This is a genomic window from Azospirillum sp. TSH58 (assembly GCF_003119115.1).
Taxonomy (GTDB): Bacteria; Pseudomonadota; Alphaproteobacteria; order Azospirillales; family Azospirillaceae; genus Azospirillum.
On sequence record NZ_CP022365.1, the window covers coordinates 1 to 12,603 of the forward strand.

The 12,603-nt window shown below is 62.0% G+C and carries 10 protein-coding genes; all 10 read right to left on the reverse strand.

Features of this window, described 5'->3' with window-relative positions; translation table 11 throughout:
• Positions 1-484: 484 nt before the first annotated feature.
• Entirely contained in the window at positions 485-1,366 is an 882-nt protein-coding gene (locus TSH58p_RS17920) for a hypothetical protein (protein ID WP_162600061.1), read from the reverse strand.
• Positions 1,299-1,532, reverse strand: a complete 234-nt coding sequence (locus tag TSH58p_RS33195) for a hypothetical protein (protein WP_162600060.1) — start codon at positions 1,530-1,532, stop codon at positions 1,299-1,301. Before TSH58p_RS33195 ends, TSH58p_RS17920 begins: the two co-directional genes overlap by 68 nt.
• On the reverse strand, positions 1,501-1,818 hold the full coding sequence (locus TSH58p_RS17925; RefSeq protein WP_109469307.1) for a class I SAM-dependent methyltransferase: 318 nt from the start codon (positions 1,816-1,818) through the stop codon (positions 1,501-1,503). Before TSH58p_RS17925 ends, TSH58p_RS33195 begins: the two co-directional genes overlap by 32 nt.
• On the reverse strand, positions 1,815-2,165 hold the full coding sequence (locus TSH58p_RS17930) for a hypothetical protein (RefSeq protein WP_162600062.1): 351 nt from the start codon (positions 2,163-2,165) through the stop codon (positions 1,815-1,817). Before TSH58p_RS17930 ends, TSH58p_RS17925 begins: the two co-directional genes overlap by 4 nt.
• Positions 2,166-2,173: 8 nt before the next feature.
• Positions 2,174-3,115: a bifunctional 2-polyprenyl-6-hydroxyphenol methylase/3-demethylubiquinol 3-O-methyltransferase UbiG gene (locus tag TSH58p_RS17935; protein WP_109469309.1), complete on the reverse strand. Its 942-nt coding sequence runs from the start codon at positions 3,113-3,115 to the stop codon at positions 2,174-2,176.
• Entirely contained in the window at positions 3,112-4,248 is a 1,137-nt protein-coding gene (locus TSH58p_RS17940) for a hypothetical protein (protein WP_162600063.1), read from the reverse strand. Before TSH58p_RS17940 ends, TSH58p_RS17935 begins: the two co-directional genes overlap by 4 nt.
• Before the next feature lie 341 nt (positions 4,249-4,589).
• Positions 4,590-5,252, reverse strand: coding sequence for a class I SAM-dependent methyltransferase (locus tag TSH58p_RS17945; RefSeq protein WP_109067599.1), 663 nt, complete (start codon positions 5,250-5,252; stop codon positions 4,590-4,592).
• A 53-nt stretch (positions 5,253-5,305) separates the two neighbouring features.
• Positions 5,306-7,543: a hypothetical protein gene (locus tag TSH58p_RS17950; RefSeq protein WP_146205794.1), complete on the reverse strand. Its 2,238-nt coding sequence runs from the start codon at positions 7,541-7,543 to the stop codon at positions 5,306-5,308.
• Positions 7,544-7,555: 12 nt separating this feature from the next.
• Complete coding sequence (locus TSH58p_RS17955; RefSeq protein WP_146205795.1) at positions 7,556-9,277, reverse strand: hypothetical protein; 1,722 nt, start codon at positions 9,275-9,277, stop codon at positions 7,556-7,558.
• 91 nt (positions 9,278-9,368) lie between these two features.
• Positions 9,369-12,602 carry a glycosyltransferase gene (locus tag TSH58p_RS17960; protein ID WP_146205796.1) on the reverse strand — a complete coding sequence of 1,078 codons (3,234 nt, stop codon included), beginning with the start codon at positions 12,600-12,602 and terminating at the stop codon, positions 9,369-9,371.
• Between the last annotated feature and the right edge of the window lies 1 nt (position 12,603).

Genomic DNA, 12,603 nt, shown 5'->3' on the forward strand with positions numbered 1-12,603 from the left:
TTACCAAGGATGTCCCGCCCTTTGCAATCGTTGGCGGCTGCCCGGCACGGTTGATCCGCTACCGTTTCGACGCCAGGACTATGGCGGACCTGCTCGAAATCAAATGGGGCGGTTCGCTTCCTGGGACCTGTTCGGGATTGCCTTTAATGACCCAAGAAGGGCCATTGACCAGATTTGGGAAAGAGTGGAGCAGCAAAAAATTTCGGAATGGGCGCCGGGTCACATCGGCGTGACCAATCTACGCTAAAACTCTGCTCCGAAAGGATCCAGCTTGGGCGGGGCTCACGGCATCGCCCGAACTGAAGGCGCTTGATGGTCCTTATCAAGCGCCTTTTCCATGCCCTTTCTACTTATATCTGGTGATTGGCATGGTCGTTTCCACCAGATCAGATTCTGCATTGGCTCAGACCGCCACGCCTGGACAGCTTATGGGACAATGCTCCATCAGAGGGCGTTCGATGACTTTCATCGAACGCCTTTGGCGTCAATCCGGGACGACGGCGTCCGCCCCGTCCACGGCGGCAATCCAGGCGTTCTCGCCGACCTGCAAAAGATCAATATGGTGCATCTTTCCGTTCCAGGCCCCATACCGCCTTCCGGAACCCCGGAGAAACGGGTCACGGATGGTTTCCTCTGCATAGTCCTGGATTGTCAGAACTGTCACGCGATGGCAGCGGATCATCTTACCATAGATCGTGACGCAGTCCTGCGAGAAGCGGTGAAGCGCCCCCTCATGGACAATGAGCCGCCCTGCGTTCCGAGCGGTGGCCGCCCCGGCGACGACCGGGTTGCCGGAATGAGGCGTATAGGGGCCGCGCAAATTCTCGGAATGGAACAGGCAGAGCCCGTTTTTCCTGTGGTCATAGCTGAACAGCCACCACTGGCCCTCCCAGTACACGATGCTGGTATCAGCAAGAGGCTGGTTCGGAAGAAGAACCGTGTCCAATTCCCAATCATATGGAAAGTTCCGGGCGCGATAGAGCCTCACTTGATTGGCGTTCACCGTTTCCGGAATCATGTAGAACTCACCCTCATGTTCGAAGACATGGGGATAGGACATGTGCACGTCACAGGAGAGCACGACTTGATCGAACCGCCAGTCCAGGCCGTCGGCGCTGACGGCGTGGCCGATCGCCCCCTTCTGGTTGCCCATCTCGAAGAACATGTGGAACTGGTCGTTGGCCGCCACCAGGAAAGGATCGGCGCAGAGCATGGCTCGACCCTTGACGTGGCCCAGGACCCCTTCTGGTATGTTCTCGTGACTGATGACCGGGTTCGAGAAATCCCGGCCGCCGCCTTCAGCGGCAGCTTGGATCGTAGAGTTCAAACGGTGACCGTCCGCAGTAGATGCCAAGCGACCAGCCACGCCGGATCTTCTGGGCGTCGATGAAATAGCAGCGGGTTTGCCCTTGCGAGCGGATCTGCCCCTCGTTCCACAGGGGTGGATGGGCGAACCGCTTGATCTGGGGAAACTCCGACACCGACCTGTGCGGAGTCTGGTCAAAGACCCGGAAGCCGGCTTCCTCCAGCATCTGCCGCATCGTGCTGGGGATGAGGGCGACATCGAATAATGGCATTCAAAGGCCCGTGCAGGTTCGCGTTGTCTTCGGTAACCCGCAGCACGCCGCCGCGCTTGAGGACGCGGAAGCAGTCCTTGAAGAATTCATGATATTGCGAAATTGGCACGTACATCATCATATGGGAAATCGTGATCCCATCGACCGAATCCGCTTCGAACGCGCGGAGGCCCATGTGGAACTCCCACAGCGTCGCCTGCAACCCGTCCTTCCTGTGAGGTCGGAAATCGAGATTGATCATGCCTTTTCCAGATCCCGCTCGCAGCCAGGATAAACCAGAACCGGTCCACCGAAGTCATATTCGGGATCAAGGTAGAGAAACTGCGCGCCCCCGATGAAATTCCAGCCATCGGTCAGAACGACGTCCGCCACCTGAGGAACGCGATCCTGCTTCAGTTCGTTGACGAGCGGTGGGCCAGCCTTCAATTCGGGAAGCCGGCAGGACAGGACGCTGACACCGGGCAGGATCGTCGGTTCGCAAACCACGTCCGCACGGGCCTCGGACGACCATCCCAGGAAGCGGGCATGGAGTTGCCTTGCATTCAGACGCTTCAAGTCCGCGGTCGGCACATGGATCGTCACGCTCACCCCGCCCGTCAGCGGACCCATCGAGGGCTGATGCGCAGGATGCTGAAGGACGGGGTCGTCGGATGATGCCCCAGATCCGTGTATCGCCTCTGACTGTCCGGCAGAATGACGCCCCGACCGTCGAAGGGAAGCGCATCCGACTGCTCCGCCCCCGCCCTTGCGGCCCGCTCCTGGTCGGCCCGGCTGGCCAGAAGATCGGAAACCATCCAGACGCCGATGGATTTGGAACTGTTCGGGTCGTTGGGGTTTGCCTGACGCTCCGGCAAGAGATGGAGTGGTTCCGGGAGATTGAACGGAGGCTTTGTCAAATTGATCGGACGCCACGCACCGCCGGGAGAATCCATGTTGGCGCCAAGGGCCGGATAGGTAGACAGCATGAGAAACCGGCCACCGCCCGCCGCCATCCGGTCGATGGTCCGTAGAATGTCGGCGTTCGAAAGGAAGCTCAGGGCGTCATGGGACAGCACCGCGTCGTAACCGCTGTAGTCCGCTTCCATCATGTTGCCGCGTTCGAAGCGATGGCCGGGCAGAAAGCAGGAGCTTCTTGCCAGCGACAGCGTCGCCTCGTCGATATCGATCCCGAGATAGGAGTCGATGCCGCCCGTAATGCCCACCACCCAGTTCGCGTTCCCGCAGCCTGCATCGCACAGGCTGCCCACCCGGTTCTCCTCGATGAAGCTGGACAGCAGATGGCGAATCCGCTGTGTGGCCTGCCATGTCGAACCGGGCCACAACGCCTCCGGCGTCGCGGCGTCGCCCGTGGTCTGGTGCATCAGACAATAATTGAGAAGCCTGTTGTGCACGGACTTGAAGGACGGAGACAGGAACGGCCAGAGAGCCAGCCACTCTTCCGACGACGTCACATCCAGCCAGCGGCTGATGTATTCCGGAGTGATGCCCCACCCGGGCAGCCCCGGTTTCTCTTCCAGATTGGGACGGTTGGGGCTCATATGGATGCCATGAACGGGGCGGAAGCTGGCCCCGGAGACGGCAGCGCCCCAACCTTGCGGCGCACGATCTCGTAAAGCACATTCTCATCGATGGTGCTGTCGAGCGGAATGTCCGAAATATCGGGCAAAGGATAGTAGGCGTCGAATCTTGAGAAATGAAGGCCCGTCATCAAGGTCGAGTTGGGACGCACGATGTTGCTGTAGGGGAGCTTGGTCTGCTCCATCATCGAAAGATGTTTTTCCGGGATATTCGATTCAAGAATGAAGATATCGATGTCACCGATGTAGACATAATGGGCGTTGGAAATAGGAACCTCGACGAACCGAACGGTGTTCGGAATAATGTTCGCGAAATTTCCCTCTCGAATGACGAGGCGATCCGTGCCGAAGATATTGTGGAGAGTTTTGATCGCTTCGTCGTTGCGGACGATAAAATTCTGGAGGCCCTGCACACACACTTCGACCAGCGCATCGTCATGATGGTACAGGATGCTGAACGCCCATGGGACGACGAAGTGATCGTAGGCACGGTTGACGGCGGAAAAGAACAGGGTGGTACGTTCGGTTCGCTTCAGGTCGCCGCGGGCTTCCCTTTGGGGCGATGGATTGGCCGGAGCCACGGCGGACCCGCTAGGCACCAGGCTGAACCCTTCGACAACCACGCCACGCCCGCGGCCGGGATAGTCAGTAGCCTCCCCCCCGTCCAGCAACATGATGCCGATGGAATAATGCGCTCCGGCGGTGAAGGCCGGAATCGTGAACTGGACGTGGAAAAGATCGGGTTCCAGCATCATGACCTCGAAAACATCCGCCGGAATCCGGGATGCGACGGAATTCGCGAAGGAGATCCAGGCATTCGACGACCATCCTCCGCAAACCAACCGAATTCGAAGGCCATTGGCATCGCGGTTGCGCAGGAGCATCCGCACCGACACGGCCTCGCCATCCGATACCGCCGTCCGGGTCCAATGAACCCAATGCACTCCGTCGGTGTTCGTTTCGGTCAGGGCGAAGGACAACACGGCGGGATCCTTCCACCCGGGCCGCGCCAGGGGCGCATGGGGAGTGGCCTTGACGTTCACAGCGCTCCAGGCACCGAGATCGTGGACCGTTGCGGTGAAGAAGGACGTCATGTTGCTCACCATCATCTCCTGCCAATGCCTTTTGTATGCAGCCCTTTTACGGACAGGGCCTTCCGGTTAACGGCGTGTGCTAGATTTTTTTAATACGTAGTGAATATGCATACATGACGCCTCACAGTACACAACTTTGGCAGGTATTTTTATTACAACGACAAGAAATAAATTGAGCACATTTTAGTTAGAGGGCGAATGATATTAATGCAACCTTAGGATTTATAGCTTGTTTAGCCAATACCATTGCCTTAGAATTCATCCGAATAATTCATTAATTCTATTGATTAGTTTTGATCTGATTGATGATAACAGGAAATAATTTAATCATCTTTTCATTTTCAATTAATGATAATATTGTGGTATTTTAATAAATATATTTTCTGTATCCGCATGTCTTCCGTTTCCACGGAATGGTGCTTAATCGGTCCCGCAGAACCGGCACGGACATTGTAGGCATTGGGAATGCAGTCCGCGATCGGGCTTGAGGATGGGGATGCCGGAGCGGTTGAGAAGACGAGGACGAAGTCGTTCCAATGGTCGGCGATGCGAGGGGCAATAAAGGACTCGATCAAATGGACCGGGTGTCCCATGCGCTGGGCCCAGACTTCGAGCGCGCCCCCGGCGTCCGGGAGAAGCGCCAGAAGTCCAGCGGGGTAGTGCCCGTTGCTGGGCGCGTTGATGTAGATGAATCCTCCGGGCTTCAGAACCCAGCACATCTCCAGAAAAGTCAGCCAGAACAGCCGGTCGTGCTCGAACGTCGCGGTGGACACCACGACATCGAAGGACGCGTCCGGAAACGGATAGGCCCAGGCGTCCTCCAGAACGGTGTCGACGCCTGGCCCCGCGGCCAGATCGATGCCAACCCACTCCGCGCCATCAGGCTTGTGCCGGCGCAGGCTGCCATTGACGTCGTACGCGCCGACGTCGAGGATGCGCCGGAACTCAGGCCGCCAATAGACCTCAAGGAACAAGCGGCCGATGGCATCGGCGGTGCCATGCATCGTTCAACCCTTCGCGGCTGCCGTTCCCTGAGAGCCCTGCCGAACGGGAACGGTCAGTCCGTTGACCGCGCTGCGGCGACCGCCTTCTCGGCCATCTCCAGGAGACGGGACGTATCCTTGCGAAGCTGATCGGAATCGGGACGCCGGAAGTCTCCCTGGGCAAAGCGCCGGTTGCGGTAAGCCAGGACGAGCGGCTCGGTCTCCGCCGCGGGGGCCTGCAGCTCCGGCAGGGTCCGCTCGGTCGGCCTGATCGCCTCCACCATCCGGATGATCGCTTCTCCGGTGACGCCGCCCGGAATGGCGGCATGGAGGAGAGCGGGAAGCCAGGCATCCTGCGCAATGGTCGCCATGCCGCGGGTTTCACGGATCGCGGCCATGCGCCGCTCCATACCGGCCCACTCGGTTTCGAAGGCCAAGTCCAGCGCGTCCCGCCAATCACCATAGGTGTTCGCGCAGAGAACGCCCGCGTCCAGATCCGAATCCCGGTAATAGGCCACGTCGCTGTAGACCCCGATGTGACCGAAGCCGGCGAACTCCACCATCTTGATGTCGGACTTGCAGTTGATGAAGTCCATGACATCCGGGGATTCGATGGTCTGGATCGGCGACACGCCGATGAGCGTCGGCTGATGCTCCAGGAACCGGAGATATTCGCTGAAGCTCATCCGCCCCATATGGCGGATCATCTCGTCGTCGTCCAGACTGCGGTCGGCGACGCCGAGCACATAGATCGGCAGACCGCGCTCCCGGGAAAAGTCCTGGATCGCGCTCACCACCGCCCGTTTCTGCGAGAACAGCGGCGGATTGTCGCTCGACACCCAGAGCAGCCCCTCGGGCTTGGACGGCCGCTTCATCGCGGCCCCCGGTGAAAAGCGGACGGCGTTCGGCACGACGAAGGTCTTCTCCAGCAGGCCGCCGCCGGCCCCCCGGTCCAGCCTCTGCGCAAGACGCTGGTTGGTGGTCACCACGCTCCGCGCGAGCCGGAGGTTGTTGAGCAGTTCCAGCGGATTCGACAGCGGGCTCCGGTGATAGGTCTGCTTGGCCAGGAGATTGTCATCGATGTCGAAAAGACAGCCACCCAGATAATGGATCGCGCTCACGATCACGGGGCTGCAACGGCGCTGTATCCAGACGACGTCATAGCTCGCTTTCCTCGCCGCCGGCGTCAACTCGTCCAGCGAGTTAACCGCGCAGTAGGAATCGATCTTTCCGCTTTGGCGCAGCACCTCCAGCGGCTCGATTCCGCGGATCGCACCCAATCCGCTGCGCTGCTCGAGCAAGGCCAGGACGCGCGGCTTGGCTCCGCGCAGGGCGGAGGGCATCGGCGCGCCGCGAGGCGAATCATGGTCCACAAGAAGCCGCTGCAAGGCCCCGACGGCGCGGGCGTTGAGCCTCCGGCAAACTCCAGCGGTCTGCCGGCGGATCGCTTCCAGGTCGGTCCCGCGCGCCAGTTCCAGAACCGTCTCCACCGCTTCCGTCACGCCGCTCCCCGGCATGACCGCGCCGAGCCCGCACAGGCGGACCAGATCACCCAGCGGCGACAGCCCGTTCAGAATGACCGGAACGCCATCGAGCAACGGCGAGCGAAGCGCCGATCCCAGTTCCGGCAGCATGGCTTCGACCGGAATCGCGATGTCGCAGGCCGACAGCAGGCGCGTCCGCTCCGCCATGCTCGTGTAGGACGCCACCTCCACCGGCAGCCCTTCGGACGGCGCGGGGGCGCCATCGGCAGCGTGGTGGATGACACGGAAAAGCACCGGCCCGCGGGAAGAATGCTTCGACAGCGCGTCGGAAAGGGCGGCGACGACCTGATCCGCCGGCGCAAGATCGGCCAGGATGGCGACCTGGACGCCCTCGCCTCCCGTCTTCTCGCCGCGCCCGCCGCCGACGTTGGTCAGCATGCCGGCGTCCTTCAGCGGATCGTCGTTCAGCACGAGATCGAAGATTCCGCTCAAACCGGCAGCGTCGCCGAGCGTTTCGCCATCGGCGATTTTAAGGCCGGCAAATCGGGAGAAGCGCGGCGGAAGCGGCTGTCCGGGCGCGCACCAGACGGCGGCCGCGGCGTTCAGCCGGACGAGAACGGCATCGCTGTGGGCGGGATTCCAGCGTTCAGAAGCGACCCGCTCCGATGCCGGCGCCATGGGATCGCCGGCGGCGATGTCCACGGCGACGACCGGATCGAACCCCGCCTCCCTCAGAGCTCCCCACAGCGTCTCGATACGGACGCCAATACGGGTGAACGGTCCACCATCCGACGGCGGAAACTGGGGAGCAAGAATGACGATGCGCATTCCAAACCTCGATCAGCATTCAAACCGGCAGATCCGGGATGCGGTACCCCCAGCTCTCGGCTTCGCTACAGGTGCAACGGCAGGTTCCTGAAGATCCGGCGTTTCAGCGGCCGCCACGCAGCGTTCACCGATGGCCTCCGCCTCGAGCATCCAGGTCCTGGTCAGGCCCTGCATGGCTTCGAGATGCTGCACGAGACGCCGCCGCTCGGACGTCAGCGTGTTGATGCGGCGGATCATCTGATCCGTGCGCCCGACCAGGGCCTTCAGGAGGTGATCCTGCTCGAAGTAATCGCCCGTGTGCAGGCCGTACAGGATAAACCACTCGAACCCGCTGCGGAACGTCTGCTCCTTGATCGCCCGCGCAACCTGCGGCCGGGAAGCGACGAAACCGGCTTCATTGAATCCGGCGAGGGCGGCATAGCCCTGGCGGCCTCCTTCGCTCAGATAATGCGCGAACGCCGAGCCGATCGTGCCGGCCTGGACGCGCCGCTCGACCTCCGGATACTTGTGCAGGTACCAGGTCGGGTCGAACAGGCGGCTGGGCGCCAGCCCCGCCCGCGCGCCCTGGTCAAGGAAGTGCAGGAAGGCCGAACCCGCGTGTTCCGTAAGGGACGGCGGCGCGGCCAGCTGCCCGGCATAATGGGCGGCGTCGAACCAAAGGGTCGGGCTGCGGTTCGCCGACAGGCCGCTGCGCAGGAAGTGATCCAGCCCGCAACCGTAATGCCCGACCGCGATCTGCTGGGGAACGTCGATGTACCGGCGCTGATACCAGAACTCGTCGAACAGCATGTTGGGACGCAGGATGGAGGTGGCGGCATGCGCCCGGAAATGGGCGAAGGCTTCCTCCACCGTCGCGTCCTCCGGCAGAGCCGGCGTGGTCGAGCGGTAGTACGCGGCGTCGAAACACAGAAGGACGGGATCGCCGTCCGCCGCGGCCTCGTCGGACACGGGTTCCGACATCCACAGCCCCTGCGCCTCAAGCGCGCGGCGGAAACGCAGGGCGTTCGCGCGGACCGCGTCAGCGTCCAGGTTGCGGGCCCTGCCGGTTCCAGCAACCGCGGGCACGTCCAACGGCATCATCGGACCGATCGTCACCGGCGAACCGTCGAGCATGAGTCCGGTGCCGCTGACCTCGACCGTGGCTTCCATCGCCTCGTCGGACAGCAGCCTGGCCGGAATGGGCAGGGCATAACCGTAATTGCCGTTTCCGATTCCGGCTGCGACCAGGTCGGGACGGTGGACATTTGCCACAGCCGAGGCAATGGCCTCGCCGTTGAGGATCAGATTGACCGTGACCGCCGCATCGGGCTTTCCCCAATTGCACACCCAACCGGTGACCTGGCCGTTCAGCACCTCGTCCACATGCCCGCTGTACGGCGAAAAGAGCACATTGCCGCCAGACAGTTCCTGGTCGTCGCGCCCCGCCGTCACCCGGATACGGTGGGGAAGTCCGTCCAGAAGGCTGTCCTTGATGTCGAACGAATAGCCGCACCGGCTCTCGCCGATCCCCTGATCCCCGAGATCGTTCCGCAGATGGTCCGCGGGGCCGGTGGCGACCTTGCGGTCGTCCACCCACACCGAAACATCCACCGCACTGTCCGGCAGGTCCGGATCGAAAGCCCAACCGAACACCACAGTGCCGGAGAGACCGGTCAGATCCCCCTTGATCGCGCGCCGATCGGGAACGCCCGCTTCGGAAAACGAGACTGTCTCTGCGATGTCGATCACCTGCATGATCCCCACTCTATGCCGCGGTCAATGTCGAACCGGCCCCTCCGCTGCGGTGGCCGGAATGCTTCCAGACGCCTGTGATCCCAGGAAGCCATCAGCGCTCCGAAACCGTCAAAGGCCGTGACGGCTCCGCGTCCACCCCGGTCCCGGCGGAACCGGCATCGAACAGCTCTTCCATCCGCGAAGGGAAGTTCCGCAGCCAGGCTTGTGGGGAATAGGCCGCGATGCAGGCATCGGCGGCCGCGTTGGCGACCCTCTCCCGCAGCTCGCCGTCCCGGATAAGCGCGTCCAGGCATTCCAGCCACTCGCTCGCCGACCCGGCCAGGAAGCCCGTCACGCCATGCTCGATCGCATCGCGGAACGGCTCCGTCGGGCTGGCGACCGTCGGCACACCGGCGACGGCCGCTTCGATGAACTTGATGGCGCTCTTGCATTCGTTGAACGGATTGATCTCGAGCGGAGCGATGTTGATGTCGAACTTGGCCAGTTGGAACGGCAGCTCCCAATGTTCGACGAAGCGGTGCTGGTGAACGCGGCCCGCCACCTCGGGGGAGAATTCACCCGGATCGAGAAACCCGATCAGGTCCAGATGGACGTTCGGATGGACCCGCAGGAGTTCGTCCAGGACGGGGCGGACGAGTTCGAAATCGGCGTTGTGGGTGGCGCTGCCGCTGGCATAGCCGATGCGCACGACGCCGCCGGTCGCAGCCCCCCGGCGTCCGGCCCGCGCCGCTTCCGACGCGGTCAGCAGCTGTTGCGACAGGCAGTTCGGCAACAGCCCGACACGCTCCACCCCCTCGTCGGCCAACATGCGCGCCAACGGCGCCGTGCTGCATGTCGCGCCGTTGCAGGCCCGCAGCAGGGCGGCGAAGCGCTTCGCCTCGTCCTCCGCGTTCCCCGGCTCGGCCTTTCCGGCGCGGACGAGCTGCTCGGCGTAGGCTTGGGAAAAGGTCACGTCGTCGAAGTCGGCCAGGCACACGATGTTCTTCGCGCGCGCTTCGCTGATCAGCGCGCCCAGCCGCCCGGAAAACGGCGTCCGGTGGAAAATGATGACGTTGTGGGTGCCGAGGGCGATTTCCTCGCGGCCGGATTTCAGGAAGGTTTCCAGGGGAAGCCGCCGGACGGGCATTCCCGCGCCACGCAGGGCAGCCTCGGGATGATCGACGCGCCAGGTTCGCGTTCCGCCCTCGGAGCCGTGAACGAGAAGGACTCCCTTGATCGCGTTCCGGATGATGCGTCCCGTCCGCCGCCAGGGCGTCCCGCGATCCGCATCGCCCGCCATGGCGGCCGGCGGTGCCGCGTTCCCATCGATCTCGCGAGCGATCAGTTCCTCCCACTCGCGCATGTAGTTGTTCACATGGAACAACTCCATCGCGGTGTCCCGCGCGCGCTTGCCGACCCGGCGACGCAGGCCCGGATCGCGGACAAGCTGGTTCAGCACCTCCACGGCGTGGTCCGGCTCGTCGCACAGGAAGCCGTTGTAGCCATGGTCGATGAACCGGTCGGCATCGTGCGTGGACGTCGTCACCACGGCCTGTCCCAGCATCATGGCCTCGCCACGCACGCGCGGCATGGGGCTGCGGGCCGTGGGATTGAAGAAGATGCCGAAATTGCGGACGAAATGGACATAGTTCTGGTAATGCGCAAGCCCGAGATCGTTCTCGTTCTTGAAAGCCGCCGTCACGGGCGGCTTCTGCACGCTGTTCGCACGCTTGCCCCCGAGCAGGAAGGCCTTGCCGCGCAGACGCTCCGTGACTTTGTCGTAGAAAAGAACACCGCGGTAATCGGGACGATCTTCAAGATCCCCAACCGTGATGATCTTATCGCTCGGATCGATCGGAGGATAATGGATCGGGTCGAAGCCGTGCCAGATCACATGGGAGCGGTGGAATCCCCACTCCTTGGCCGCCTGAAGCGAATTGCACACGACGAGGCAGTCCGACAGCGCGTCCACGATCTCACGGCGCAGCTTGTCGACGTCATAGGTTTCCGCTTCGAGCTTCGCGGCGATTCCCGGCCCGACGATCTCATCCCTGCGCCCGAACAGGTTCAGATCCCGCTCCGACAGGGGGGTCCCATGACAGATCGCGATCTTCTTTCCGTTGAAGCGCTTCATGTATTCGAACGCGGCGCCCCAATGGGTCGAGTGCTTCGGATACAGATAAGGCCGAAGAATGAACTCATCAAAATGCAGGATGGCAAAATCATAATCGTTGAAATTGCACTGCTTTTCGTTGACGTTCAGGAAGTTCGCATTATCCGGCAAAGGACGCGACTTGTAGTCCCAGGCCGAACCGAACCCCGGCAAGCCGGTCAGAAGCGTGAAGGAATAAGGCAGCTTCCAAAGATCGTACTGGTGACCGATGTGCCACCGCGTGGTCAGCACCTTCTTCTTGGGATGGCTGACGATGGTCCGCGGACGAACCACCCGGTGCGACGTGGCGAAATGCTCGGCCAGCCCGTCACGCTCCTCCGCCGCGGAGATGTCGTAACGGTCCAGCCAGTCCATGATCTTCTGGTACGTCGAATGCGCCCAGTCCGGAGCCGCGAGCGAAAGCTCCGGATGCTTGCGCATCAGCTTCAGGAAATTCTTAGCCGAACGCGGAGCCTTCTCCTGGTCGGACACTTCCGGTGGGTGGGTCTTGTGGACGGAAACGGCGGTGCGGCTGAAGCTGATCTTGGCCCCCAGCCGGTACAGCCGGTAGCCCATCTCGATGTCCTCCCAGCCGAAGCCGGAGTTGGCGTCAAGGCTGTAGGAAAAGGCTTCGTCGAACAGCGGCTCGCCAAGCTTGTCCAGGAATTCCGAGGTGATCGAGAAGTTTCGGGTCACCGTGTTGACGAAGGCGGTCGGCTCCACGTTGAACTGCAGCCGCATTTCCTTCAGCGCCTTGTCGGGCGCCGCCGCGAAGGCTCCGTGGAGCGCTTGGATGTCGCGGCCCTGGCCCTCGATCCCCATCGGACCGATGCAGACGTCCGCTCCGGCGTCGTCGTGCGCGGCGACATGCGAAGAGACAAAATTGGGACTGAGGCAGCAGTCCGCGTCGACCACGCACAGGATACGCCCGGAAGCCGCCAGCAGCCCCTTGTTGCGGCACCCGCAATTCCCCACGTTCCGGTCGTTGCGGATCAGCCGGATGGTCAGATTCTCGTCGCCCAGCTTCTCGGACGCCAGCTTCACAATGTCCGGGGAACCATCCGTTGAGCAATCGTCAACAATGATGATCTCGATGGACCCCTTAAAATCCTGTCGCTTTATCGAAGAAAAATAATCCCACAAAGAAGCCGACTTGTTGAGTACGGCTGACACAATCGAAAAATCCGCGGCCATC

What these genes read in the sequence shown, in the direction of transcription:
- TSH58p_RS33195 (WP_162600060.1), bottom strand. Translation starts at nt 1,532, where the DNA reads ATGCTGGAGGAAGCCGGCTTCCGGGTCTTTGACCAGACTCCGCACAGG.
- TSH58p_RS17925 (WP_109469307.1), bottom strand. Translation starts at nt 1,818, where the DNA reads ATGATCAATCTCGATTTCCGACCTCACAGGAAGGACGGGTTGCAGGCG.
- TSH58p_RS17935 (WP_109469309.1), bottom strand. Translation starts at nt 3,115, where the DNA reads ATGAGCCCCAACCGTCCCAATCTGGAAGAGAAACCGGGGCTGCCCGGG.
- TSH58p_RS17940 (WP_162600063.1), bottom strand. Translation starts at nt 4,248, where the DNA reads ATGACGTCCTTCTTCACCGCAACGGTCCACGATCTCGGTGCCTGGAGC.
- TSH58p_RS17945 (WP_109067599.1), bottom strand. Translation starts at nt 5,252, where the DNA reads ATGCATGGCACCGCCGATGCCATCGGCCGCTTGTTCCTTGAGGTCTAT.
- TSH58p_RS17950 (WP_146205794.1), bottom strand. Translation starts at nt 7,543, where the DNA reads ATGCGCATCGTCATTCTTGCTCCCCAGTTTCCGCCGTCGGATGGTGGA.
- TSH58p_RS17955 (WP_146205795.1), bottom strand. Translation starts at nt 9,277, where the DNA reads ATGCAGGTGATCGACATCGCAGAGACAGTCTCGTTTTCCGAAGCGGGC.
- TSH58p_RS17960 (WP_146205796.1), bottom strand. Translation starts at nt 12,602, where the DNA reads ATGGCCGCGGATTTTTCGATTGTGTCAGCCGTACTCAACAAGTCGGCT.